This window comes from Glutamicibacter sp. ZJUTW, from assembly GCF_008370855.1.
GTDB classification, from domain to species: Bacteria; Actinomycetota; Actinomycetes; order Actinomycetales; family Micrococcaceae; genus Glutamicibacter; species Glutamicibacter nicotianae.
In genome coordinates this window covers 2,518,989-2,544,443 of record NZ_CP043624.1, presented here as the reverse complement: position 1 = coordinate 2,544,443, position 25,455 = coordinate 2,518,989, and the positions used below count along the sequence as shown (strand labels likewise).

The 25,455-nt window shown below is 61.9% G+C and carries 23 protein-coding genes; 16 read left to right on the top strand and 7 right to left on the bottom strand.

Annotated elements, in window-relative coordinates; genetic code table 11:
- Positions 1 to 53: 53 nt before the first annotated feature.
- From F0M17_RS12030 to F0M17_RS12010, 5 genes are all read right to left on the bottom strand, one after another.
- Positions 54 to 671, bottom strand: coding sequence for a TetR/AcrR family transcriptional regulator (locus F0M17_RS12030; protein WP_038992289.1), 618 nt, complete (start codon positions 669 to 671; stop codon positions 54 to 56).
- Between the two features lie 32 nt (positions 672 to 703).
- The gene (gene paaK, locus F0M17_RS12025) at positions 704 to 2,023 is read right to left on the bottom strand and encodes a phenylacetate--CoA ligase PaaK (RefSeq protein ID WP_073705856.1); all 1,320 of its coding nucleotides are present in this window, start codon (positions 2,021 to 2,023) and stop codon (positions 704 to 706) included.
- Positions 2,024 to 2,055: 32 nt separating this feature from the next.
- On the bottom strand, positions 2,056 to 2,502 hold the full coding sequence (gene paaI / locus F0M17_RS12020) for a hydroxyphenylacetyl-CoA thioesterase PaaI (protein ID WP_038992287.1): 447 nt from the start codon (positions 2,500 to 2,502) through the stop codon (positions 2,056 to 2,058).
- A gap of 116 nt (positions 2,503 to 2,618) precedes the next feature.
- Positions 2,619 to 3,632 carry a GNAT family N-acetyltransferase gene (locus tag F0M17_RS12015; protein ID WP_121867158.1) on the bottom strand — a complete coding sequence of 338 codons (1,014 nt, stop codon included), beginning with the start codon at positions 3,630 to 3,632 and terminating at the stop codon, positions 2,619 to 2,621.
- A gap of 20 nt (positions 3,633 to 3,652) precedes the next feature.
- Complete coding sequence (locus F0M17_RS12010) at positions 3,653 to 5,806, bottom strand: S9 family peptidase (RefSeq protein ID WP_149597165.1); 2,154 nt, start codon at positions 5,804 to 5,806, stop codon at positions 3,653 to 3,655.
- Between the two features lie 202 nt (positions 5,807 to 6,008).
- On the opposite strand from F0M17_RS12010, the gene F0M17_RS12005 reads away from it, so the two are divergent.
- The 9 genes from F0M17_RS12005 to F0M17_RS11965 all read left to right on the top strand — a co-directional run bounded on the left by F0M17_RS12005 (position 6,009) and on the right by F0M17_RS11965 (position 13,647).
- Positions 6,009 to 7,475 (top strand): amino acid ABC transporter substrate-binding protein/permease, encoded by a 1,467-nt coding sequence (locus F0M17_RS12005; RefSeq protein ID WP_121867156.1) that lies wholly within the window; start codon positions 6,009 to 6,011, stop codon positions 7,473 to 7,475.
- Positions 7,472 to 8,227, top strand: coding sequence for an amino acid ABC transporter ATP-binding protein (locus tag F0M17_RS12000; protein ID WP_038992283.1), 756 nt, complete (start codon positions 7,472 to 7,474; stop codon positions 8,225 to 8,227). The genes F0M17_RS12005 and F0M17_RS12000 overlap by 4 nt, the downstream gene beginning before the upstream one ends.
- A gap of 198 nt (positions 8,228 to 8,425) precedes the next feature.
- Positions 8,426 to 8,875 carry a DoxX family protein gene (locus F0M17_RS11995; protein WP_149597164.1) on the top strand — a complete coding sequence of 150 codons (450 nt, stop codon included), beginning with the start codon at positions 8,426 to 8,428 and terminating at the stop codon, positions 8,873 to 8,875.
- 141 nt (positions 8,876 to 9,016) lie between these two features.
- Positions 9,017 to 10,003, top strand: a complete 987-nt coding sequence (gene paaA, locus F0M17_RS11990; protein WP_038992281.1) for a 1,2-phenylacetyl-CoA epoxidase subunit PaaA — start codon at positions 9,017 to 9,019, stop codon at positions 10,001 to 10,003.
- Between the two features lies 1 nt (position 10,004).
- Positions 10,005 to 10,295 (top strand): 1,2-phenylacetyl-CoA epoxidase subunit PaaB, encoded by a 291-nt coding sequence (paaB, locus tag F0M17_RS11985; RefSeq protein WP_038992280.1) that lies wholly within the window; start codon positions 10,005 to 10,007, stop codon positions 10,293 to 10,295.
- On the top strand, positions 10,292 to 11,152 hold the full coding sequence (gene paaC / locus F0M17_RS11980; protein ID WP_038992279.1) for a 1,2-phenylacetyl-CoA epoxidase subunit PaaC: 861 nt from the start codon (positions 10,292 to 10,294) through the stop codon (positions 11,150 to 11,152). Before paaB ends, paaC begins: the two co-directional genes overlap by 4 nt.
- Before the next feature lie 36 nt (positions 11,153 to 11,188).
- Positions 11,189 to 11,686 carry a 1,2-phenylacetyl-CoA epoxidase subunit PaaD gene (gene paaD / locus F0M17_RS11975; RefSeq protein WP_038992277.1) on the top strand — a complete coding sequence of 166 codons (498 nt, stop codon included), beginning with the start codon at positions 11,189 to 11,191 and terminating at the stop codon, positions 11,684 to 11,686.
- A complete protein-coding gene (gene paaE, locus F0M17_RS11970; protein ID WP_149597163.1) occupies positions 11,683 to 12,843 on the top strand; it encodes a 1,2-phenylacetyl-CoA epoxidase subunit PaaE in 1,161 nt (386 codons plus the stop codon). Before paaD ends, paaE begins: the two co-directional genes overlap by 4 nt.
- An 18-nt stretch (positions 12,844 to 12,861) precedes the next feature.
- Entirely contained in the window at positions 12,862 to 13,647 is a 786-nt protein-coding gene (locus F0M17_RS11965) for an enoyl-CoA hydratase/isomerase family protein (RefSeq protein WP_149597162.1), read from the top strand.
- A gap of 69 nt (positions 13,648 to 13,716) precedes the next feature.
- On the opposite strand, the gene F0M17_RS11960 is transcribed toward F0M17_RS11965, so the two are convergent.
- Positions 13,717 to 14,169: an Lrp/AsnC family transcriptional regulator gene (locus F0M17_RS11960; RefSeq protein WP_038992273.1), complete on the bottom strand. Its 453-nt coding sequence runs from the start codon at positions 14,167 to 14,169 to the stop codon at positions 13,717 to 13,719.
- 225 nt (positions 14,170 to 14,394) lie between these two features.
- Here F0M17_RS11960 and pdhA point away from each other — a divergent pair, with 225 nt between their 5' ends.
- From pdhA to F0M17_RS11940, 4 genes are all read left to right on the top strand, one after another.
- On the top strand, positions 14,395 to 15,558 hold the full coding sequence (gene pdhA, locus F0M17_RS11955; RefSeq protein WP_052253880.1) for a pyruvate dehydrogenase (acetyl-transferring) E1 component subunit alpha: 1,164 nt from the start codon (positions 14,395 to 14,397) through the stop codon (positions 15,556 to 15,558).
- 1 nt (position 15,559) lies between these two features.
- Entirely contained in the window at positions 15,560 to 16,642 is a 1,083-nt protein-coding gene (locus F0M17_RS11950) for an alpha-ketoacid dehydrogenase subunit beta (protein ID WP_038992271.1), read from the top strand.
- Positions 16,643 to 18,064, top strand: coding sequence for a dihydrolipoamide acetyltransferase family protein (locus tag F0M17_RS11945; RefSeq protein ID WP_073705862.1), 1,422 nt, complete (start codon positions 16,643 to 16,645; stop codon positions 18,062 to 18,064). It abuts the gene before it with no gap.
- A gap of 242 nt (positions 18,065 to 18,306) precedes the next feature.
- On the top strand, positions 18,307 to 19,335 hold the full coding sequence (locus F0M17_RS11940; RefSeq protein ID WP_149597161.1) for a hypothetical protein: 1,029 nt from the start codon (positions 18,307 to 18,309) through the stop codon (positions 19,333 to 19,335).
- Positions 19,336 to 19,372: 37 nt separating this feature from the next.
- On the opposite strand, the gene F0M17_RS11935 is transcribed toward F0M17_RS11940, so the two are convergent.
- Positions 19,373 to 20,029 carry a phosphatase PAP2 family protein gene (locus tag F0M17_RS11935; RefSeq protein ID WP_168202014.1) on the bottom strand — a complete coding sequence of 219 codons (657 nt, stop codon included), beginning with the start codon at positions 20,027 to 20,029 and terminating at the stop codon, positions 19,373 to 19,375.
- 287 nt (positions 20,030 to 20,316) lie between these two features.
- On the opposite strand from F0M17_RS11935, the gene F0M17_RS11930 reads away from it, so the two are divergent.
- The 3 genes from F0M17_RS11930 to menD all read left to right on the top strand — a co-directional run bounded on the left by F0M17_RS11930 (position 20,317) and on the right by menD (position 25,378).
- On the top strand, positions 20,317 to 21,312 hold the full coding sequence (locus F0M17_RS11930) for an o-succinylbenzoate synthase (protein WP_149597159.1): 996 nt from the start codon (positions 20,317 to 20,319) through the stop codon (positions 21,310 to 21,312).
- 125 nt (positions 21,313 to 21,437) lie between these two features.
- A complete protein-coding gene (locus F0M17_RS11925; protein ID WP_149597158.1) occupies positions 21,438 to 23,531 on the top strand; it encodes a PhoX family phosphatase in 2,094 nt (697 codons plus the stop codon).
- Positions 23,532 to 23,686: 155 nt separating this feature from the next.
- Positions 23,687 to 25,378 carry a 2-succinyl-5-enolpyruvyl-6-hydroxy-3-cyclohexene-1-carboxylic-acid synthase gene (gene menD / locus F0M17_RS11920; RefSeq protein WP_246857189.1) on the top strand — a complete coding sequence of 564 codons (1,692 nt, stop codon included), beginning with the start codon at positions 23,687 to 23,689 and terminating at the stop codon, positions 25,376 to 25,378.
- Positions 25,379 to 25,455 lie beyond the last annotated feature (77 nt).

Below are 25,455 nucleotides of genomic sequence, written 5' to 3'. Positions count from 1 at the left end.
GACATTGGCTCCCACCTGGAAGGCGGGAGCCAACGCGTAGCCTTGCCGTGCAACTAGGCGTTCACGGTATGCAAGCCATTGAAGAGCAGGGAAACGGCTTGCTCTTCAAGTTCGGTTCCGTTGATGGGCCCGTCGGCGCGGTACCAATCCACCACCGAGTTGATCAAGCCGAAAAGCAGCCTTGCAGTTGCCCGTGGTTCCAAATCGGCACGCAACTTGCCATCCGACTGCGCGGCGGTCACCAGCTCCGCCAGCTGGCGGTCCATGGCGCGGCGGCGCTGCAGTGCTTGGCGCTCCAGTTCAGTGTTGCCGCGCAGTCGCAGCAGCAAGGTCACGTAGGAACGCTTGTCCAGCAGGATCCGGAACGTCGCGCGCAGGAAGAATTCCAGGCGTTCATCTGCGGTGCCCTCATGGGAGCGGACCTCGGCGATCACTGCTTCCAGGGGAATCAGCGCTTCGTCCAAGGCCAGCCTCAACAGGTCCTCTTTGGACGGGACATGGTGGTAAATCGCGGATTTGCTGATACCCAGGCGGTCGGCGAGCTTGCCCATGGAGGTTGCGTCGTAGCCGTATTCGTTGAATGCCTCGACAGCAATGCGCAAAACGGCTTCTTGATCGTATCCGGGGCGGCCACGCTTGGCCGGACGGTTGGCAGTATCGGTAAGTCCCATGATTACTTCATTATCCCATGTCCCGGCCGGGACTAGTTGGAGCGCATGTCGTAGATGCGCTTGAGCTTGCCCATGGAGCGTTCCAGCGATTCCGGCTCGACAACGTCAATGGCGCAGGACGAGCCGACATGGATCTTGATGAGCTTGGCCAGTTCCTTGGCACCGTTGGTTGCATCTTCGATGGTCGCCTCGCTGCGGCGCTCCACCTTGACTGCCAGCTGGTCCATGCGATCCGGACGGGTCAGGATCAGCTGGAAGTGCGGCGAAAGGGTCGGCACCTTCAAGATCAGTTCCTCGATCTGGCTTGGGAACAAGTTCACGCCGCGCAGGATGATCATGTCATCGCTGCGCCCGGTGATGCGGCCCATGCGGCGGTGGCCCGGGCGGCTGGTGCCTGGCATCAGCCGGGTCAGGTCATGGGTGCGGTAGCGGATGATCGGCAGGGCCTGCTTGGTCAGCGAGGTGAAGACCAGTTCACCGTGCTCGCCATCTGGCAGCACCTTGGTCTCGTCGAAGGCATCAATGATTTCTGGGCGGAAGTGGTCTTCCCAGATGTGGCTGCCATCCTTGCGTTCTCCGGATTCGCCAGCCACGCCAGGGCCCATGACCTCGGAGAGGCCGTAGATATCGCAGGCGGTGATGTTGAACATCTCTTCCAGCTCGTGGCGCATCTCTTCGGTCCACGGCTCGGCGCCGAGCACGGCCACCTTCAGCGAGGTGGATCGCGGATCAAGGCCCTTGCGCTGCATGGCATCGCCAATGGTCAGCAGGTAGGTCGGAGTGCAGAGGATCGCGTCAGGCTCGAAGTCCTGGATCAGCGAGATCTGCTTGTCGGTCTGGCCTCCGGACATGGGGATGACGGTGGCGCCAAGGTACTCGGCTGCGGCATGCGCACCCAGGCCGCCGGTGAACAGCCCGTAGCCGTAGGCGTTGTGGACCTTCCAGCCTGGCTTGACCCCGGCCATGCGCAGGCAACGGGCGCCGAGCTTGGCCCAGTCTTCCAGGTCCTTCTTGGTGTACCCAACCACGGTGGGCTGTCCGGTGGTGCCCGAGGAAGCATGGATGCGGGCGACCTCATGCTGCGGAACGGCAAACATGCCGAATGGATAGTTCTTGCGCAGATCTTCCTTGTCGGTGAAGGGGAACTTGGCGAGGTCGCTCAGTTCCTTCAGATCATCGGGGTGCACGCCAGCGGCATCGTACTTCGCCTTGTAGTACGGCACGTTGTTGTAGGCATGGTGCAGAGTTTCCTTCAAGCGGGTCAGCTGGATCGCTTCGATCTGCTCACGGCTCATGGTTTCTTCTGGATCAAGCGGATTCGGAAGGCTGTCGCGGTCGGTGTTCTGGGACATGCTGGAACTTTCGTGTCGAGTGGGCTGGGTGCTTAGCGGTTCTTTGGTTTCGGGACGGTGCGCGAACGTCCGCGGAACTCTGCGACGGTTTCGATTGAGCCGTCGCCCGCTGGCTGGGTCACCTTGATGTCGTAGATCCCGCTGCGGCCTTGCTGCGAGACACGGTTGCCGGTGGCAGTCAGCACTCGTCCGGGAATGGCTGGCTTGAGGAAGTTGACGTCGGCACCGGACGCGACAGTGATGGTCTCATCCGAGCCTGCCTGCGGATTGCAGCTCAGTGCGAACGCAGTGTCGGCCAGAGCGAAGATCATCCCGCCGTGGCCAATGCCGAAACCGTTGAGCATTTCCTGCCGGAGCGTCATGGTGATGACAGCGTGGCCGTCGGAGACCTCAACGACTTCGATTCCCATCCACTGCGTGGCGTAGTCATTGTGAAGAATGGCGTGCGGGACCGAATTCTCTACCTGCGTTTCGCTCATCATCTTCCTTCGCCGAATTATTTACCGAACGATCATTAGGTAATAACATTATGTGAGCTAAGTCAAGTTAGGCGAGCGTTTTGGCGGTACTGTTTCAGCGAGGGCAAACAGGAGAACTAGCGGGTGAAAATTCGCTGGTGCACGTCGAGGATGAACGGCTCCTTGATCCGGTTGTAGTCCATGACCAGTCCATTTTCGCCATCGCTCGCAGCCAGCGCACGGGCAGCGTTCCGCTTGACCGAGGCATATGCCAGGCGGTCAGTTTCGTTGTGTTTCAGATGCTCGCGGAAAATCAGGTGCCGCAGGTACTCGGGGCTTCCCGCGCTGAAGACATGGATATTGGCTTCGGGAAGCAATGAACCGGCAACCGGCTTGAGCATGCGGTGGCCGTACCACCCGGGTTCGCGGTGCCAGAGAATGATGCCGGTGGAATCCAGCGCTGGGACGTAGGACGCTTCCTGGTTCGCATCGGGGACCAGCAAGATGATGTCGATGATCGGCTTGGCTGGAAGGCCTGGAACGGACGTGGAACCGGTGTGCTCAATGGCCAGCGCGGTGGAACCCAGTGCATCGGCGATCTGATCGCGCAGGCGGTGGAAGTCCTTGGCCCACTGTTCGGTCGGTTCGGCAATCGCGATCAGTCCGCGCATCAGTTCGCCGCCGACAGCCTCGTATCCCGGATCTTCTTCCGGCTGGCTGGTCAGCAGCGGGTAGCAGGGCAAGGTGCACAGGTACCGCTGGGCCTCCGGCCAGCGCGGGTCGGCAGCCGACGGCGAGACGAGGCAACCGAGCGCACGGTAGAAGCCCACCGCATCATCATCGGTGGTGGCCCAGATGTTCTTCTGATAGGTGTCGCGCAGTCCAGCCAGCAGGGCGGAGCCCAGACCCTGTCCTTGCAGTGCTGGATCGACGGCAAGATATTCGACGCAGATCGCGTAGCTATCGCTGTGCCGGTATGCAGCCAGTGCCGTGACGTCGCCTGAGGCAGTCGTGCTGGCAAGGACCTCTAGTCCTTCGCATTCATCGAGCAGCGTTTCAAGCGCCTGCTCGCTGGCAGGTTCGGCGGCCAGCACCAGCAAGCGGCGTACCGCAGGGTCGTTGCGGTAGTCGCTGATCTTGATGTGGTGCATGGCCGCCGTTCCTCCGGTTGTCAGATTTCTTCAGTACATCCCAGCGCATCCAAGGCGAAGGAATAGTCCCACGCACGGGACTTCCAGGACTCGTAGCGCCCCGACGCGCCGCCGTGCCCGCCATCCATCTCGGTCTTCAGCACAATCGGTTCCTGCCCGGTGCCGATTTCACGCAGCTTGGCCACCCATTTGGCTGGCTCTACGTACAGTACACGGGTGTCGTTCAGCGAGGTGACCGCAGCGATCTTCGGGTAGTCCTGTGCCGTGACATTTTCGTAAGGGCTGTAGGACTTCATGTAGTCGTAGACCTCCTTGCTCTCGATCGGGTTGCCCCATTCTTCCCATTCCAAGGCCGACAGCGGCAGCTCTGGATCAAGGATGGAGGTCAACGCATCGACGAAAGGCACCTGTGCGATGATCGCCGTGTACAGTTGCGGGGCCATATTCGCGATGGCTCCCATCAGCAGTCCGCCGGCCGAACCGCCCAGAGCGGCGATGCGCTGCGGATCGGCCCAGCCGGAATCGAGCAGGTACATGGTGGAATCAATGAAGTCGGTGAAGGTGTTCTTCTTGTGCAGCTTCTTGCCCTGCAGGTACCAGTTGCGGCCGAGCTCTCCGCCGCCGCGCACATGGGCGATGACAAAGACCACGCCGCGATCCAGCACGCTCAAGCGGGGGATGCCGAAACCAGGATCCATGGAAGCCTCGTAGGAGCCGTAGCCGTAGATCAGCACCGGCTGGGGAACCGAGGTATCCAGGTCGGCCCGGCGCATGATGGTCAAGGGAATCCTGGTGCCATCGGCCGCGGTGGCCCACTCGCGCGTGGACAGGTACTTGGCCGGGTCGAAGTTGTTCACCGGAGTCTGCTTGCGCAGCACCAGCGACTGGTCTTCCAGCCACAGGTCGTAGACGCGTGCGGGGGTGAAGTCAGCGGTATAGCCGATGCGGATCAACGGCGCCTCCAATTCGGCGAAGGTCGCCGAGGCGGTGAACAGCTCATCCTCGAAGTCCGGTTCAATGGCCGGCTGCTGGGCTTCGGTGCCCAAGCCGTCCAAGGCAAGCAGCTGGACGCGCTCGCAGGTGTCGCGGCGAACCGAGAGCACCACGTGCGAACCGGTAATTGCCGTGCCTTCGATCTTGACGGTGTCCTCATGGGCCACCACGGTGCGCCACTGGGCGGGGTCGGTGTTCTCTCCCAGCTGGTTCACGGAAGCCAGCGACACCATATTGTTCGGTGCTTCATGGTCGTGGGTGATTAACGCCTGGCCAGCGCCCGGCATCAGATCGATTCCGTGCAGCAGGCGCAAGCTGCGCGGCACCAGCAGGGCTACTGCCGCCGAAGGATCGAGCAGGTCCAGCATGCTGGTTTCGGCGTACTCGGAGTTGCCGCTGGAGATCATCAGCGTCTTGCGGTCCGGGCTCAGATCGAAGCCGAGCCACATGCCTGGATCAGTCTCTTCGAAAATGATCTTGTCGTCCGCTGGGAGGGTGCCCAGCCGGTGGGCGCGGATCTGGTGCGGCCGCCAAGTCTCGTCAACTACCGTATAGAAGATCGTTGAAGAATCCGGGGAGAAGGCCAGCCCGTAGAACACCCCTTCAATGGTGTCTTCCAGCAGCTTGCCGGTTTCCAGGTCCTTGATGAACAGGGTGAACCGTTCATCGCCGGCATTGTCGACGCAGTAGGCGAGCAGGTTGCCGTCCTCATTCAGGGCCATGCCGCCGAGCGAGAAGAACGGCTGCCCTTCGGCCAATGCGTTGCCGTCGAGCAGCACCTCTTCGGCAGGCAGCGCGGTTTCCGGGTCGATGACCGGGGGCGTCCAGTCGGCCACCAGGTCCCCGGTGTCCGAGGCTTTGACACGGCACTGGATCGTGTAGGGCTTGCCTTCGGCCGAACGGGTGAAGTACCACCAGCCGCGGCGGCGCACCGGAACCGACAGGTCGGTTTCAACGGTGCGGCCCTTGATCTCGCTGAACAAGGCATCGCGCAACGGCTGCTGGCCAGCGGTAATGGCGTCGGTGTACTCGTTCTCCGCGGTCAGGTGGGCGATGACCTCCGGGCTGGATTTCTCGCGCAGCCATTCGTAGTTGTCAATGAAGTCGTCGCCGTGGAAGCTGCGGGTGGTGGGCAGCTTCGCGGCACGAGGAGCATTTGCGGTCAATGATTCAGGAGTCATACCACTATTCAATCCCACCGCCGATGCTTGCGGGGGTAGCTATGCTCAGCGCGGACAGAACCGCGGTTTCAAACCGGTAACGATGCAAGTGCAGGCGAGTCGTGGGGTACCGGCTAGGCTTTATTCGTCCTAGGCTTGCAGGCAGAACGTATCATCTGCACCTTGGGCCATTCGCCCTTCAGCACGAGAAAGCGATTCATCAGTGGAAAAGAAAAGAACAGCTGCCCCCGCCGGGCGCCTGGCCAGGTGGATAGCCGCGGCTGCCATCGGTTTGATGGCATTGGTCGTGGGCGCACCGTCGGCCCTGGCCCAAGGCAGTGAAAGCGTCGAGGGCCAAACCTATGTCATCGGCACGGATACGACGTTCGCGCCGTTCGAGTTCCGCCAGAACGGCGAGCTGACCGGTATCGACATGGATTTGCTGCGCGCCATTGCCGAAGACCAGGGATTTGAAGTCGAAATCAGGTCCTTGGGCTTCAACGCCGCGTTGGCGGCCCTCTCCTCCAACCAGGTGGACGGCGTGATCGCCGGCATGTCGATTACCGACGAGCGCAAGGAGATCTACGACTTCTCCGAGCCCTACTTCGAGTCCGGCGTCCAGATGGCTGTCGCTGCGAACAATGACGAGATCACCAGCTATGAGGACTTGAAGGGCAAGACCGTTGTCGCCAAGACCGGCGCCGAGGGCGAGACCTACGCCAAGTCCATTGCCAAGGAATACGGCTTCCAGGTCAAGTCCCTGGATCAGTCGGCCACCATGTACGAATCGGTCAAGGCCGGCTCCGCCGTTGCCGTTTTCGATGACTACCCGGTGCTGGCCTACGGCATCGCCCAGGGCAATGGCCTGAAGACCGTCACCGACAAGGTTCCTGGCGGTTCCTACGGCTTCGCTGTGAACAAGGGCGAGAACACCGCGCTGCTGGCGGCCTTCAATGACGGGCTGGCCGAGCTGAAGGCCAGCGGAGAGTACCAGCAGATCCTGGACTCCTACCTTGCCGATCCGACCGCGGCGCAACCGAGCAACTTCTTCGATCTGCTGGTCAAGTCCATGCCGGCGCTGATGACCGGTTTGTGGCACACCCTGCTGGTGACAGCGATTTCCTTCGCCATCGCGATGGCGTTGGGCCTGATCTTCGGATTCATGAAGATCTCCGGGAACATCGTGCTGCGCGGCATCGCCACGACCTTCGTGAACATCTTCCGCGGCACCCCGCTGCTGCTCTGGGCATTCATGTTCTACTTCGGCCTTCCGCAGGTGACCGGCTGGGAGATCAGCGTCTGGACTGCTGGTGTGCTGACGCTGTCCCTGAACGCCGGCGCCTATGTCGCCGAAATTGTTCGCGGCGGTATCCAATCGGTGGATCCAGGCCAGCTCGAAGCGTCCCGTTCGCTGGGCCTGGGCTACGGGAAGTCGATGCAGAAGGTCGTGATCCCGCAGGCCTTCAAGATGATGACCCCGTCGCTGATCAACCAGCTGATCATCAGCCTGAAGGACTCCTCGCTGCTGCTGGCTATCGGCTTCACAGAGCTGCTCTACCAGGGCCAGCAGATCTACGCGGCGAACTTCCGTGTCACTGAAACCCTGCTGATCGTCGGCATCATCTACTTCATCGCCATCATGGCGCTGACCAAGTTGGCAAATTATGCCGATCGGAGGTTCAACAAGTGAGCACCTCAACCGTGCAAAGCGACAACGTGAAGATCCAGGTCAAGGACCTGCACAAGTCCTTCGGGTCCAACAATGTGCTCAAGGGCATCGACATGGACGTGCGCGAAGGCGAAGTGGTGTGCGTGATCGGACCGTCGGGGTCCGGCAAGTCCACCTTGCTGCGTTGCCTGAACAAGCTCGAGGACATCACCTCAGGCAAGGTCGTCGTGGACGGCTTCGATGTCACCGATCCGAAGGTGGATATCAACGAGGTGCGCCGCCATGTGGGCATGGTGTTCCAGCACTTCAACCTGTTCCCTCATATGAGCGTCGCAGAGAACATCATGCTGGCGCCGGTCGAGCTCAAGAAGATGGGCAAGGCCGAAGCGCGGGAGCGTGCCCTGGAGCTCTTGGAACGCGTTGGCCTGCGCGAGAAGGCCAACGCCCGTCCGGCCTCGCTTTCCGGCGGCCAGAAGCAGCGTGTGGCGATCGCCCGCGCGCTGGCTATGGCTCCGGGCATCATGCTCTTCGACGAGGCGACCAGCGCTCTCGATCCCGAGATGGTCGGCGAAGTGCTGCAGGTCATCAAGGAGCTCGCCGATACAGGAATGACCATGGTCCTGGTGACGCACGAGATGGGCTTCGCACGTGAAGTAGCCGACCGGGTGGTCTTCATGGCTGACGGAGTTGTCTGCGAGCAGGGCGAGCCTGAACAGTTGTTCGGCAATCCGCAGCAGGCGCGCACCCAGGACTTCTTGTCCAAGGTCCTCTAGGCAGCAGCCGCACAGCCGGCCGGAAACCGTGCTGTCCGCAACTAGTTGAATCTGGTTGCGGGCAGCACGGTTTTTTCGTGACAAAGCTTACGCGGCAAATCCCTTCATATTATTGAAGTTTCAACTAATTTTCCAATAGGGTTGGGGCAGTAAATGAATGGGACTTGTCCCGGCATCTCAATCCTTAGGAGTTCACTAATGTTCGCTCTGGAAAATAGCGCAGGCCTGCAGACCGCTGCCCGCACCCTGCTTCGCTTTGCTTTCGGTTTCCTCTTCCTGGCCCACGGCTGGCAGAAGTACTTCCAGTTCACCATTGAGGGGACTACCGCTGCCTTTGGGCAGATGGGTGTTCCTGCCGCCAACCTGCTTGCCCCGCTGGCTGCAACCTTGGAGATCGCTGGTGGTGCCGCGATTATCCTTGGCCTGCTGACTCGCGTGTGCGCAGGCCTGTTGGGGGTGCAGATGATCGTCGCGCTGTTCATGGTTCACGCTGCAGCTGGAGTCTTCGTGGAAAATGGCGGCTTCGAGCTCGTCTTGGCACTGGCTGCCGGCGCGCTGGCGCTGCTTCTGGTGGGCCCTGGCCGGATCTCGCTTGATGCGCTGATCTTCAAGGGCAAGAAGGCGGACAAGGTGCTCGTCAACGCCTAAGCCCCAGCTTTCGCAAACCCCGGGAAATCTTTCCCGGGGTTTTGTTGCGCCTGGAGGCGGGTTCATGTTGACGTGATCGAGCGCACTCTGACATACTGAACGAACGGTCAGTATGTAATTTGTTTTCGATGAGGTGAACCCATGGCCCCGACCACACCGCAGGAGCCGGGACTGAGTGCCGTCCCGAGCTACGAAGAAGAGCAGTCCCAAGCGCGTTTCGACGCCTTGATCGATCAGGACTCCCGCGTCGAGCCACGCGACTGGATGCCTGAGAAGTACCGCAAGACCCTCAGCCGCCAGATCTCGCAGCACGCGCACTCCGAAATCATCGGCATGCAGCCTGAAGCGAACTGGATTACCCGCGCTCCATCGCTGAAGCGCAAGTCCATTCTGATGGCCAAGGTGCAGGACGAAGCCGGTCACGGCCTCTACCTCTATTCGGCCGCCGAGACCTTGGGCACCACCCGCGACGAGTACAACGAGCAGCTGCTCTCCGGCAAGGCCAAGTACTCCTCGATCTTCAACTACCCCGCACGCACATGGGCGGACATGGGTGCTATCGGCTGGCTGGTCGATGGGGCGGCCATCGCCAACCAGGTTCCGCTGTGCCGTGCTTCCTACGGCCCCTACGGCCGTGCCATGGTCCGCGTGTGCAAGGAAGAATCCTTCCACCAGCGCCAGGGCTTCGAGATCCTGCTCTCGCTCTCGCGCGGCACCGAAGCGCAGAAGAAGATGGCCCAGGATGCCATCAACCGCTTCTACGAGCCAGCCCTGATGATGTTCGGCCCGCCAGATGAGCAGTCGCCGAACTCCCAGCAGTCCATGGCTTGGAAGATCAAGCGCTTCTCCAACGACGAACTGCGCCAGCGTTTCGTCGGCATGATCGCCGAACAGGTCAAGGTTCTCGGCCTGACCCTGCCGGACCCGGAGCTGCACTTCGATGAAGAAAAGAAGCAGTGGATCCACAAGGATCTGAACTGGGACGAATTCATGGCAGTGATCAAGGGCAACGGCCCAGTGAACGCGCAGCGCATGGAACGCCGACGCGAAGCGCACCGCGAGGGCGCCTGGGTCCGTGAAGCCGCCGCAGCATACGCAGCAAAACAAGCACAAAGTGAGGTTGCCTAGCATGAGCCAACAGAGCAATTGGCCCCTGTGGGAAGTATTTGTCCGTTCATCTCGTGGACTCTCGCACGTCCACGCCGGATCCCTGCATGCACCGGATGCCCAGATGGCCGTGCGCAACGCCCGTGATCTGTACACCCGTCGCAACGAAGGCGTGTCCCTGTGGGTTGTGAAGTCCACCGACATCATCAGCTCCGACCCTGATGAGAAGGACGCCTTCTTCGAATCCCCGCAGGGCAAGGACTACCGCCACGCGACCTATTACAAGGCCAGCGAGGGAGTGAAGCACCTGTGAAGCACGAAGAACTCGACGAAGCCCTCGACAGCTTCGGTGATGCGCTGGCTTCGGCCACCCGCGTCACCCCGGGCAACGCCTTGCGCCCGGAAGACATCGCTGTGGACGGCGTCAAGCCGAGCGAAGAAGTCGCGCAGTACGCACTGACCCTGGGCGATGACGCCCTGATCCTGGCGCAGCGCATGTCGCACTGGATTTCCCGCGCTCCCGAGCTGGAAGAAGACGTTGCCCTGGGCAACATTGCACTGGACGTCCTGGGCCACGCCCGCTCCTTCCTTACCTACGCCGGGCTGGCGTGGGACAAGACCGAGGACGATCTGGCCTACTGGCGCGAGGAAGAGGAATTCACCTCGCTGTGGATCGTCGAGCAGCCCAACGGCCACTTCGGCGTCACCATCATCCGCCAGCTGATCGTCTCGATCTTCCAGAACCTGCTGTACAAGCAGCTGACCGAATCCAAGGATGAAACCCTGGCCGCCATCTCGGCCAAGGCAGTCAAGGAAGTCGACTACCACCGCGACCACGCCATCCAGTGGACCATCCGCCTGGGCCAGGGCACCGAGGAATCGGCCGCCAAGATGCGCCACGCCCTGGAAATCCTGTGGCCGTACGTCGACGAGATGTTCCGCGATGAAGAAGTTCACCAGAACCTTGAGGGCATCGCCGTGCTGCCTTCCACCCTGCGCTCCGCGTGGGAAGAAGAAATCACCGCGGTACTGGACGCAGCCGGCTTGGAGATCCCTTCCACCGGTCAGGCCATGGCCTACGGCCGCCGTGGCGAGCACTCCGAACACCTGGGCTACCTGTTGGCGGAGATGCAAGTTCTCGCCCGCAAGCACCCCGGTGCCAGCTGGTAATTACGCAACTTTTGCCCGAATAAGGGGGAAGCAGTCTTGAGCAAAACGATCGCTGACGCCAAGGATCTGTTCGCTATCGCGTCCAAAGTGACCGACCCGGAAATCCCGGTGCTGTCCATTGCAGACCTGGGAATCCTTCGTGAAGTGAATATGGCCGAGGACGGAACCGTGCAGGTGGTCATCACCCCAACCTATTCAGGTTGCCCGGCGATGGATGCCATCAATGAAGACCTGTACGCCGTTTTCGGCGATGCCGGATATGAAAAGGTTGATGTCAAGCTGGTGCTGACCCCAGCGTGGTCAACCGATTGGATGACCGAGGAGGGGAAGAGCAAGCTCGAAGAGTACGGGATCGCTCCACCCACCGGCAAGGGCCACGCAGGCCGCGTCACCCTCGGCATGAGCGTGAAGTGCCCGCGGTGCCACTCGCTGAACACGCGTGAGCTGGCCCGGTTCGCCTCGACTTCCTGCAAGGCGCTCTACACCTGCAAAGACTGCTTGGAACCCTTCGACTACTTCAAGGTGCTCTCATGACCGAACAAACCACACCCACCCGACGCCGGGCGTCCTTCCATCGGCTCACTGTCTCGAACGTGCGCCGGCTGACCAAGGACTCAATCGAAGTCACTTTCGCCATTCCTGCGGAACTGAGCGAGGAATACGACTACGTTGCAGGCCAGTACGTGGCGTTGCGCAAGGAAATTCCCAACGCCGAGGGCGAACTCGTCGAGCTGCGCCGCTCCTACTCCATTTGCGCCGCTCCAACCGGGGATGAGATCAAGGTAGCGATCAAGCGCGACCTCGGAGGCCTGTTCTCCACCTGGGCCAACGAATCCCTGGCTGCGGGCGACCAGATCGACGTGATGAGCCCCGCTGGTGCTTTCATTTCCAAGCACAAGCTCACGGAGATCAACGATCCTTCGACCATCGACACCAAAGCCCAGGACCGCTTCGTGGCCGTGGCCGCCGGCTCCGGCATCACACCGGTGCTGGCCATCGCCCGCACGATCCTGGAAGCCAATGACCACACCCGCTTCGACCTGATCTACGCGAACAAGGCAGCCATGGACGTCATGTTCCTTGAGGAACTGGCTGACCTGAAGGACCGCTACCCATCGCGTCTGGCGCTGCATCACGTGCTCAGCCGCGAGCAGCGCATCTCGCCGCTGCTCTCCGGCCGCATCGACGCACAGAAGCTCACCACGTTGCTGACCAGCGTGGTCCAGGCGCCGAACGTGGACGAATGGTTCCTCTGCGGCCCCTTCGAGCTCGTCCAGCTGGTCCGCGACCAGCTAACAAGCCTGGACGTTCCCGCGGAAAAGGTCCGCTTCGAGCTGTTCACCACCGGTGAGCCGACCAAGCCGCAAGGGCATATCGGCCGCCCGGTCGAGGTGGACGAGAACGAGGAAAGCTATGAGATCAGCTTCAACCTCGATGGCCTTAAGGGCGAAGTCAAGTCACCGGTGCGCGCCAACGAAACCGTGCTGAACGCCGCACTGCGCGTCCGCCCGGACGTTCCGTTCGCCTGCGCCGGCGGCGTGTGCGGCACCTGCCGTGCCAAGGTCACCTGCGGCACGGTCACCATGGCCGAGAACTACGCGCTGGAACCCGAGGAAGTCGAGGCCGGCTACGTGCTGACCTGCCAGTCGCACCCGACCAGCGAGAAGCTGAGCGTCGACTTCGACGCCTAGAAAGGCCAGGACGAATCCATGATCGAACTGACGATTGCCGATTCAATCGCACGCGTGGTGCTCAACGCGCCGCAGAAGATGAATTCCCTGGACGAGGTGGCGCTGGCCGAATTATCCGAGGCCTATGACAAGGCCGCGGCCGCCGTGGACACCGGAGAGGTCCGCGCCCTGGTGCTTTCCGGCGAAGGCCGCGGTTTCTGCGCCGGACGCGACATCTCAGGAGTCAACCCGGCAGATGACGACGTCATCGGCTACCTCGACGGTAAGGTGCAGCCGCTGCTGGAGAAGATGTCCAGCTTCCCGGCTCCCACCTTCGCCCTCGTGCAGGGCGCTTGCCTGGGTGTCGGCCTCGGCCTGGCTGTGGCCACCGACGTGGTGTACGTTGCGGAGAACGCCAAGATCGGCTCGCCGTTCGCCAACTTGGGCGCGACCTTGGACTCCGGGGGACACTGGCTGTTCACCGAGCGGCTCGGGGCTCACCGCACCTTGGACATGATCTACACCGCCGAGCTGATTTCCGGTGCCGAAGCTGTGCGTTCGGGCCTGTTCTCCCGCGCCTTCCCGGCGGAGGAATTGGCCGAGCGCGGCGAGGAGATTGTCGCCAAGGTGGCCCAGGGGGCCACCCAGGCCTTCGTCGCGTCCAAGCAGCTGGTTGCGGACATCCGCGACCAGCGGGTAGGCCTGTGGAACTCGATGCGCACCGAAAACCGGGCGCAGGCAGCCTTGTGCGACACCGCTGATTACGCCGAAGGATTCAAGTCTTTCCAGGAGAAGCGCAAGCCGGTGTTCACTGGCAAGAAGTAGTCTCCCAGCAAACACGAGAAGAGCACCTGGTGGCATCCAGGTGCTCTTCTCGTGCGTTAAACGAGCCGGCTATCGGGTGTCGGTGTCTTCGAAAATCAGCAGGGTCTGCGTATCCAGAACCGTTGGCAATGACTGCAATTGCTCAAAGACCACACGGCGCAGGTCCAGATTGTCTTTGGCGCGCACCAGCAGGATCACGTCGAAATTGCCGCCGACCAAGCCCACATGGTGCACCTCGGGAATCGATGCCAGATGGTCACGCAACTCGCGCCAGGAATGCTGGCGGAGTTTCAATGTCACGTAGGCGCTGGCCTTGAGTCCCGCCTTGACCGGATCAATCACCGCCGTATACCGGGTAATCACCCCGGAATCCTGGAGCTTTGCGATACGCGAGTAGGCGTGGGCCCGCGATACGTGCACCTTTTGCGCCACGGTCGTGACCGACTGGCGTCCGTCGCTGGTCAGCTCCGCGAGGATCGCATGATCGACATCATCGAGTTTTAGCTCCGCTTCCGCGGCCATTGATTCTCCTTGTTGACGTGCCGGACGTCTCTATTCCAAACACAATCTATTGACACTTTTCGTCTACGAGTATACGGATACTATTCGCAACTTTCCACGATTCCCCGCCGGACTGGATACAGAATGCCACTCATACCCATAATTGATTGCAAATGATGTTTAGGTGAAGTGAGTCACAAGCTGTTGTGCTCATGGACCAGCCAGAACCACGAAAGGTGGGAGAACATGAGCACTGAAGCGCATGCGGATCGCATCTCTGAGGTCAGCAAGAAATTCGGGATTACCCCTGAAGACTACATGCTGCCAGCACGCCACATGATCAACCTGTTGAACCCGGACGGAACCCTGCGCCCAGAGGATCAGCAAGGCACTGAGCCGGGCCACGAGTACCCGCTGCCGAGCCCGGCCCGGCTGCTCGAAGCCTACGCTGCCCTGGTCACCGGCCGACGCGTCAACGACCAGAACTCCGCGCTGGTCCGCCAGGGCCGCATGGCGGTCTATCCCTCCAGCCATGGACAGGAAGCCTGCCAGATCGCGGCAGCATTGTGCCTGGGCGAGAACGACTGGCTCTTCCCGACCTACCGCGACACCGTAGCGGTGCTGACCAAAGGCGTTGCACCCATGGAAGTCATGACCAGTTTCCGCGGCGAATGGCACTGCGGTTATGACCCGAAGGCCTATAACTGCGCACCGATGTCCACTCCGCTCACCACCCAGCTGCTGCACGCAGTGGGTGTTGCACACGCTGCCAAGCTGCGCGGCGAAGACACCGTTGTCGTGGCGATGTGCGGCGATGGCGCCACGAGCGAGGGCGACTTCCACGAAGCGCTGAATTTCGCAGCGGTCTTCAACCTGCCGGTGATCTTCTTCGTGCAGAACAACAAGTACGCCATCTCGGTTCCGCTCTCGCAGCAGAGCGCAGCCCCATCCTTGGCTCACAAGGCTGTCGGCTACGGCATGGCCGGCGAGCGCGTGGATGGCAACGACCTGATGGCCTTGATGGCCATCATGACCCGCGCGGTGCGCATGGCCCGCGAGGGCAACGGCCCGCTGCTGATCGAGGCCCACACCTACCGCATGCAGGCGCACACCAATGCCGATGACGACAAGCGCTACCGCGAGGACTCCGAAGTCCAGGAATGGATCGCCAAGGATCCGGTGACCCGGATGAAGGCATACCTGGATGATGCAGGTCTGTTGACCGATGAGACCGTCGCCAAGATCACTGCGGATGCCGAAGCCGTTGCCAAGACCCTGCGCGATGGCATGAACCAGGAAGCTAACACCGATCCACGCGAGCTGTTCGAGCATGTGTACTCGGCCAAGAGCCCGCAGCTTGCGGAACAGCAAGCCATTCTTGTCGACGAACTAGACCGTGAGGAAGCCTAGGATGACTGCCACTACTTCGCGCGTGAACCCGAACGTCAGCGCTGCCACCGCACGAGCCGCGGCAAAGGCTGCCAACGAGAACCAGCCGGTGACCTTCGGCAAGGCGCTGAATACCGCCTTGGCCGATGCGCTGGTTGCCGATGACTCGGTAGTGATCTTCGGAGAGGATGTGGGAACCCTCGGCGGTGTCTTCCGCATCACCGATGGCCTGACCGCACGCTTCGGCTCCGAGCGCTGCTTCGACACTCCGCTGGCCGAATCCGGCATCGTCGGCATGGCCGTAGGCATGGCCATCAACGGCATGCGACCGGTCATCGAGATGCAGTTCGATGCGTTCGCCTACCCGGCCTTCGAGCAGATCGCTTCGCATGTTGCCAAGATGCGCAACCGCACCCAGGGCAAGCTGAACCTGCCAATGGTGATCCGCATTCCTTACGCCGGCGGCGTCGGCGGCGTGGAGCACCACTGCGATTCCTCGGAAGCCTACTACGCGCACACCCCGGGCCTGAAGGTCTTCACCCCCTCGTGTGTCGAGGACGCCTACCTGATGCTGCGCGAAGCCATCGATTCGGATGATCCGGTGGTCTTCTTCGAGCCGAAGAAGCTGTACTGGTCCAAGGAGCAGGTTGACCTTGCGCAACTGGCCGAACAGTACGAGTCAAAGAAGAGCGCCACGACCGAGGGGCAGGCACGCATCGCCCGCCCGGGCAGCGATGCCACGCTCATCACCTATGGTCCAAGCGTTTCCACCGCAATGGAAGCCGCCAAGCTGGCAGCCGAGGAAGGCATCAGCCTGGAAGTAGTGGACATCCGCAGCATTGTGCCATTCGATGACGAGACCGTCTGCGCATCGGTCCGCAAGACCGGTCGGGCCATCGTGGTCGCCGAAGCCCAGGGCTTCGCCTCGGTAGCCAGCGAAATCGTAGCCCGGGTGCAGGAACGCTGCTTCCACTCGTTGGCGGCTCCGGTGCTCCGCGTGACCGGATTCGATATTCCTTATCCGGCACCAACGCTGGAGAAGTTCCATCTGCCAAGCGCCGAACGAATTCTCGACGCAGTTGACCAGCTTCAGTGGGAGGCGTAAATGAGTATCAAGACTTTCCTCTTGCCAGACCTTGGCGAAGGGCTGACCGAAGCCGAGCTGGTGCGTTGGATGGTTGCCGCCGGTGACGTCGTTGCGGTCGACCAGCCCATTGCAGAGGTGGAAACCGCGAAGTCGCTGGTGGAAATCCCTTGCCCATTCGAAGGTGTCGTCTCCACCTTGCATGGGGATGCCGGCCAGATGATGCTGGTGGACGAGCCTTTCATTTCGGTGAACACCGGCGGTGAAGACGCTGCGGCCCCTGCCGGCGAAGAAGCCGAACGTGCCCAGTCCTACCGCGAGGAAGAGCGCGCCGGCACCCAGGTTCCTGCCGAGGATGATGCAGAATCCGATGAAGGCAGCGGAAATGTGCTCATTGGCTACGGCACCTCCTCTGCCCAGCGCAAGACCAGCCGCCGGCGCAAGCCGCGCTCAGGGGTCGCGTCGGCCGCGGTCCAGGCACCAGCTGAAGCGGTGCGCGTGATCAACCCGCTGGTACGCAAGCTGGCTCGTGACAACGCATTGGACATCACCACGGTTAAGGGCACCGGTCCAGAAGGGCTGATTCTGCGCACAGACGTGGAAGCCGCCTTGTCAGCCGATGCGGTGCAGCCTGAACCGGCAACACCTGCAGCGCCGATGCCAACTCCCGCAGCCTCAGCTTCGGCCTCGGTTGCGGTGCCGGTGGCCCAAACTGGGGAAGCTGATGCGAAGACCGGCCTGCCTGTAGCTTCCTCACAGGTGCTTTCGGGCGTGCGCAAGACCATCGCCAACGCGATGAGCACGTCGCGCCGGGAGATCCCCGAAGCGACCGTGTGGGTGGATGTCGACGTCACCAAGCTGCTGAAACTGCGTTCGAAGATCAAGGAGGCAGACGGCCAGGCCCCGAGCGTCATGGCGCTGGTCGCCCGCTTCGCTGTGGCCGGATTGCAGCGTTTCCCGGAACTGAACAGCCGAATCGACGTTGAGGCTGATGGTGGATTGCGCCATACCCTCTTCGAGGGCGTGAACCTTGGCTTCGCCGCCCAGACCGACCGCGGCCTGGTTGTGCCCAATGTGCGCGATGCCCACAAGCTGAATGCCAAGGAACTGTCGGCCGAGTTCGCTCGGCTGGCTTCGGTGGCGCGCGAGGGCAAAGCGGGCGTTGCCGACCTGTCCGGCAGCACCTTCACCATCAACAACTATGGCGTGTTCAATGTTGACGGCTCCGCGGCCATCATCAACTACCCGGAAGCTGCCATCCTGGGGCTTGGGCGCATCGTCGAGAAGCCATGGGTGGTCAATGGCAAGATCAAGGTCCGCTCCATCTGCGAGATGACACTGAGCTTCGACCACCGGGTTTGCGATGGCGGAACTGCGGCCGGCTTCATGCGCTATGTCGCTGACGCGATGACAGATCCAAAGGCCGCGCTGGCGTCGCTCTAGCGTCCACAGTGCCCAGTTCTCGCTCTTGCGAGTGACCATGGTGCCCGTCGAACCTCGCGAGGAACGGCGGGCATCATTCTTTTTGCTGGCATTCTGTCAATGCTAGACGATTTATTCCCATGTCAAATACTAGTTGATAGAGTTAGATTGATAATCATTTCTGTGCTGGAAATAAGTTGTGCCCGTCTGCTTGCTTGGAAAGTGGGCCAACCGGCACAAAGCAGCGAGAGCAGGGGATTGGGATGGCAATCGCAGGGACCGGAATCAGGAATCGGCCGCTGACCTGCCTGCTGCTTCTTCTCCCAGCAGCTCTTTCGGGTGCCACCTATGCGCTGCTTGCTGGCGACCTGCCGGAAATGACCGCCACGCACTGGAGCTCTACCTACCCGGACGGGTTCACCCGAACCGCCGTCTTTGTCCCGGTCTGCATCGGGCTGACCATCGTTGGTGCCATCACCGGGATGTTCTCCTTGAAGCTGCGCAACAAACCGGCTTTGCTCATGATGCTGCTCTTCGCCGGTGGCCTGCTCGCGTGGAGTGCAGCTGGCGTTTTCGTCAGCTCGGCGGTATCGACAGCGCTCGCCGAAACACCTGAAACGGCAGTGCTGGGCGGCATGATGGTTTTGCTTATTGCCTGCGCGTTGCTGGGCATAGCGCCGCTGTGGGCCAGCGGCACCTACCAGCAGTACACACGGCAATTCAACGAGGACCGCCAGCAACGAATCGATGCAGCCCAAGGCGTACAGCGGACTGACGCGGCGGAGGCATTCGCCGAGCCACAGCCAGATTCCAGGCAAGCGGAGTTCAAGCAAACTATGGCCGCACCATGGTGGATGTGGATGCTATGCCTCGTGCTGTTCGCAACACTGATCGTTGCTGTAGTGCTGCCCTTTCTGGCCGGTGGAAGCCACGACGGCAGCTTGGCGAGCGTCATCCTTCCCGTGGCCCTGTCAGCCGCAGTCTGCGTGCTGATGCTAGGCGTGATCTGGATCCGCGTATCCATCATCGGCGATCGTTTCCGGGTATCTTCCGCGCTCTTGGGGATCCCAATGCGAACTATCAAGATCACTGACATTGAATCTGTGACCAGCGAAAAGATCGATCCCATGATGTGGGGAGGCTGGGGCTGGCGGATCATTCCAGGCGGTTCGGCCATCGTGATGAAAGAACACGAAGGCCTCGTTTTCGACCTCAAGAACAAGAAGCGATTCGCCGTGACCATTCCGGACTCAAGGCAGGCTGCGAACGTTCTCAATGCCCGCATGGGCTAGGCGGAACAGCAGCCTGCTTGATTCCTGTGCCGGTGCCCTATTTCTTCAAGGTGCGCATGGGGCCGATAACCACCGAGCGCAGCACTAAGCCGGATACCAGCGACGCGGCCACGACATGGATAATCCCCAAGGCAGCGTAGGCCAATTGCAGGAACTCCGGAATTTTCTGTATGTGCGGGTGCGGCAGGACGAAGGACAATCCGATGACAGCAGCCCAGAGAACCAAGCTGCCCGCCCCGACATGCCTCGACCAGGATCCCTTGGGAACTTCGTGGCTCAGCGGCTGGATGCGCTGGAGCACTGCCGAAGCCAGAACCAGCCAGAATCCTGCCACCACGAAACCAGCGGCAATGTCGCTTGGGCGGTGCCAGCCGCAGATCAGGGTGGCCAGTCCCGTCACCGTGGCGAATAACCAGGCAATCGGTTGCACCACTGGACGCAGCTTCGGTGGCGACACCAAATACATCAGTCCCATGGCGGCAGCGGCGGCGGTGGTATGCCCCGAGGGGAAGGAATTTCCTGTAGTGCCGAAATTGAAATCCGGGCGGGTCAAGACCTCGTGCTTCAGAAGCTGCGTGGTGCCGGCTGCGGCTGCGGCCGCGAGGATCGCTACGATGGCCCTAAGGAAATGGCGGTCGCGAATCACCCGATACAGCAGGAATACTGCAGCAATCGCGCCACAAATTGCTGGCAAGAGATCCAGGAATTCGCGGACCGGATTGAGCAAGTCGGTCCGGGGCCACCATTGCGACCACGCGATGAATCCTGCCTGATCCGCCCATTGCCCACTGCGTTGCTGAACGAAAAATATGTACTCAAGACAGAAAAGCGCAACCAGCAGCAGCAAGGCCCACCACCACCTGATATGGTGCGGGCGCGTGGAGGCTGAATGGCGTGGCATATCTCTAGGGTGTCATATCCGGCAGGCGGAACGGCACCGTTCAGGCATGTAACCATGCCCACGCTCGCTAGGCTTGGACTATGAGCTTTGAACTACCGCCCCTTGAAGAATTGCTGGCGCATTCCCATGTTGTCCGCCTTCCGATGCGCGTGAAATTCCGCGGTGTCACCCAGCGCGAGGCCCTGCTGATCGAAGGGCCGGAAGGCTGGGGCGAATTCTCTGCCTTCACCGAGTACGGAGCTGCGGAAGCCGCACGATGGCTGGCCGCCGGAATCGAGGCCGCCTACCAGCCGTTCCCCGAACCGCTGCGCACCAGCATCCCGGTCAACGCCACCCTGCCAGCGGTTGCGGCGAAGGATGTAGGGGCGGTTCTTGAACGCTACGACGCGCCGCACACCATCAAGATCAAGGTGGCAGAACAGGGCCAAGGCCTCGACGAAGACCTGGCCCGCGTGGCTGAAACCCGGCGACTCTACCCGCAGGCAGCGCTGCGCGTGGACGCCAATATGGGGTGGGATATCACCCAGGCGGTTCCCGCACTGAAAGCACTGAGCGAGTACGACCTGCAATACGCAGAGCAACCGGTGCCTGGCATTACCGGGCTGGCGGAAGTCCGCGAGCAACTGCGCAACGCCGGAAACCCGTTGAAGATCGCCGCAGATGAAGCGGTACGCAAGCACACCGACCCCCTGGAAGTCTCGCGGTTGGGCGCGGCGGATCTGATGGTCATCAAGGCCCAGCCGCTGGGCGGCATCAGCGCTGTGCTGGACATTGCCAAGCACGCGGAACTGGATGTCGTCGTCTCCAGCGCACTGGATACCTCGGTAGGCCTGGCCCAAGCGGCGGCATTGGCCAGCGCACTGCCAGCATTGCCCTATGCCTGCGGCCTGTCTACCGGCACTTTATTCGCCGAAGACGTTTGTGCCGAGCCGTTGCTGGCTACCGCCGGATATTTGCCGGTGCGCCGCATTGAGCCGGATCACCAGAAACTGGAGAGCCTGCGTCCAGAAGAGACGCGCGTACGCTGGTGGCGGCAGCGGCTGGAATCCTGCTATGCGGAACTGGCTAGGGCATAGCACTACTCAGGAATCTGTTTCCCTGGCGTTCACCTTTGCGTTGCATTTAGAACACTTCCAAGTGAAAACCTCAGTTCGAGTCATTCCCCTGACGATGAGCCACATACTGAGGAAGTGAGCGGATCATGAATCCAACCCGTACCCTTTTGCCAATGCTGGGCCACACCCGCGGCGGCCGTTCTGCAGCTACTTGCCACTTCAAGTGCGCTGACGCCTGCACCAAGCCGGATTGCAACACTTCGTCCAATGGCTACTTCAAGGACATCGCCGACAAGTCGATGTCCCGCCGCAGCATGCTGGGCCTGGGCGCCGTCGGCGCCTCGGCACTGGTCATCGGCCCGCAGCTCTTCGGCGCTGCTGACGCGACCGCGGCGCCACTGGTGCCAATGAAGCCAGGCAAGGGCGGGCACCTTTCGTTCGACGCCATTGAGCCGGTGTCGCGTTCGGTAGATACCGTTTCAGTTCCTGACGGCTATGACTGGAACGCCATCATCCGCTGGGGCGATCCGCTCTTCAAGAACACCCCGGCATTCGACGCCTCCAAGCAGTCGGCCCGCAAGCAGGCAGAGCAGTTCGGCTACAACTGCGACTACCTGGACATCATCGTCGACAAGTACTCGGGCCGTACCGGCGTACTGGTGGCCAACCACGAATACACCAATGAAGACATGATGTTCGACGCTGCCTGGTTCGAAGCGAACAAGGACGAAGCCCGCAAGATCGCGATGAACGCCCATGGCTTCTCGGTCGTCGAGGTCAAGCGCAAGAAGAACGACAAGAAGTGGAGCTACGTGCAGGGTGGCGAGCGCAACCGCCGCATCACCGCCAGCACCGAATTCCTGGTCGACGGCCCAGCGGCAGGCAGCGACCTGCTCAAGACCGCTGCTGACCCAACCGGAACCAAGGTCCTTGGCACCCTGAACAACTGCGCCGGCGGCACCACCCCGTGGGGCACCGTGCTCTCCGGCGAAGAGAACTTCGACCAGTACTTCCGCGGCAAGGGCACCGCTCAGGAAGCCCGCTACGGCATCGGCACCGGCGCGACCGACCGCGGCTGGGAAGACATCGACCCGCGCTTCGGCCTGCACAACGACGGCTACGAGAACGAGGCCAACCGCTTCGGCTGGGTCGTCGAAATCGATCCGCAGGACCCAACCTCCACCCCGGTCAAGCACACCAACCTGGGCCGCTTCAAGCACGAAGGCGCCAACGTGCGCATTGCCAAGAACGGCAAGGTCGTTGCGTACTCCGGCGACGACTCGCGCTTCGAATACCTGTATAAGTTCGTCTCGAAGAACACCTATTCCAAGCACGATCGCAAGCACAACATGGGCTTGCTTTCCGAAGGCGACCTGTACGTTGCGAAGTTCGCAGGCAACTCGCCAGCAAGCGAAATCGACGGCAGCGGCGCTGTCCCGTCCGATGGCGCCTTCGACGGCATGGGCACCTGGCTGCCGCTGGTGAAGAACGGCGAATCCAAAGTCGATGGCATGAGCATCGACGAGGTGCTGGTCTACACCCGCCAGGCAGCCGACAAGGTCGGGGCCACCAAGCTGGACCGTCCGGAAGATGTCGAGCCGAGCCCGGTCTCCGGCAAGGTCTACGTGGCGCTGACCAACAACACCGACCGCGGCAAGGAAGGCAAGGAAGGCGCCACCGAAGTCAGCCCGCGCGTCCGCAACCGCGACGGCCACGTACTGGAAATCACCGAGGCCGGAAACGACGCCACCGCGGCGAAGTTCACCTGGAACATCCTGCTGGTGGCCGGTGACCCCAATGTGAACGGATCGACCTACTTCTCCGGCTACCCAGCCGACAAGGTCTCGCCAATCTCCTGCCCGGACAACCTGGCCTTCGACTCCAAGGGCAACCTGTGGATCTCCACCGACGGCGCCCCCGGCACCATCGGCTACTCCGATGCACTGCACAAGGTCACCCTGACCGGCAAGGACCGCGGCCGCGTCGAGCAGTTCCTGGCCGTGCCAACCGGCGCAGAGACCTGCGGCCCGCTGATCCATGACAAGGACAACTCGGTCTTCGTTTCCGTGCAGCACCCGGGCGAAGGCGGCAGCTTCGCCAGCCCTACCTCGCTGTTCCCGGATTTCGTGAAGAACGCGGCAGATGCAGGCAAGGGCCAGTTCTACGGTCCACGCCCATCGGTAGTCCAGGTCTTCAAGGAAGACTCGAAGCCGGGCAAGGGCAAGGGCCGCAACAAGTAGACGCAGCCAGCCCGAGCCCCCAGGGCGCCGGCAGGATCCATCAGCGGATCCTGCCGGCGCCCTGGCGCATTCCAAATCGGTTCTCCGGCAGCCCAAGGCATAGACTTGGATAATTGCCTTCAGCTATGGAATCTAAGGAGTCATGCCGCGTGGGAATGCAGCAACCTGACGAGCAATGCGCCATCACCACCGCTCGCCACGTACTCTCCGCAGTGATCCGCGCGGGAATCAGGGATCTGGTGATTTCTCCCGGTTCACGCAGCGCCCCATTGGCCTACGCCGCGGCCGAGGCCGCCGCTGCCGGGATCCTGGATATCCACGTGCGCATCGATGAACGCTCTGCCGCCTTCATGGCCCTGGGCCTGGCCCAAGGCACCGGGCGGCCGGCAGCAGTGGCCGCCACCAGCGGCTCTGCCGTCGGGCAGATGCTGCCGGCGGTGATGGAAGCCAACCATACCGCGACACCGCTGCTGGTTCTTTCTGCTGATCGCCCCGATGAATTGCACGGCACCGGGGCAAGCCAGAGCACCCGCCAGAAAAACCTCTTTGGCGAGCACGTGCGCCTGGCGGCCAATGTCCGTGCCGGTGCTGACCCGCAGCATGAACTCGCACAGGCCTTGGCTGCCTTGGCCGGCAACGAGCAGGATCCGGCCGGCCCGGTCCAATTGAACCTGCAGTTCCGGGATCCGCTGACTCCAGCACCCCAAGAGCGCATCGAGGAACAACGCTGGACTGCGATTGAACCCGGGCAATGGCCGGCACCGCGCCAGCCGGATATGTCGACCCTGCCCGTCCAGCAGCTCAAGCCACGCCGGAGCGTGGTCGTCGCCGGGCATGGGTCTGGCGAGGAGGCGCAGCAATTCGCCCAGGACCTGGGGTTGCCATTGTTCGCCGAGCCATCGTCCAACGCACGTTTCTCGGCCAATGCCATAGGCCACTACCGCCCGCTGATCACCGTGGGCCTTGAGCGCATTGAACGCGTGGTGCTCTTCGGCCGCCCGACCCTGAGCCGCCCGGTGGGCAAGCTGCTAGCCGACCCGGCGATCGAATCGGTGATCTGGCAGCCGGTGCCGGTGGCATGGTATGAGCAGGGCCGGCGACGCGAGACCCCGGTCAGCTCGTGGAACGAACTGCAGGAATTCGCCGGCTCTGGTGCACCGGGCTGGCTCGAAGCGTGGCAGCAGCTCGATACCCAAGCCTTGTCGGTGCGCCAGGATCTGGGCCGGGAGTCGGCGGCCAATGGGCCAGCTGTCGCCGAGGCCATCTGGGAGCACGCACCGGAAGTGCTCCTGCTCGGCTCTTCGAACATTATCCGCGACTTCGATTTGGCGGCCCGCCCGGCACCAGCACGAACCATGACCGTGCACGCCAATCGCGGCCTGGCCGGAATCGATGGAACCATCGCCACCGCCCTGGGCCTGGCCCAGGGCAGCAAGCGTCCGACACTGGCGGTGATGGGGGACATCACCTTCGCCCATGACGCCAGCTCGCTGTCCTGGACTCCGGGTGAAGAACAGCCCGTGGTGGACATCGTGGTCTACAACGACGGGGGAGGAGCAATCTTCTCCACCTTGGAGCACGGTGAAGTAGACGCTTCGGGCCGCTACGCCAATGCGGTGGAACGGCTCTTTGCCACCCCGCAGCGGCTGAGCCTGCCTGCGCTCGCCGAAGCCTATGGCTGGCAGTACGCCAAAGCAGAAAGCAAAGAAGAGCTTGGCGCCGTCCTGGCCGCACGGCGCACGGCGAACCTGCGGCTGATTGAAGTGCCGGCCTCGCGCAGCAACCTGCGCGCCGAGACGCTTGAGCTGAACCAGGCGATCGGGCAGCTGTCCTGGCCAACCCCCTGAAGGCCGCTGCGAGGCAAAAAGGAATCCCCTGCGCTGCCAGTACATTTCACTGGCAAAGCAGGGGATTGCTGATGCGC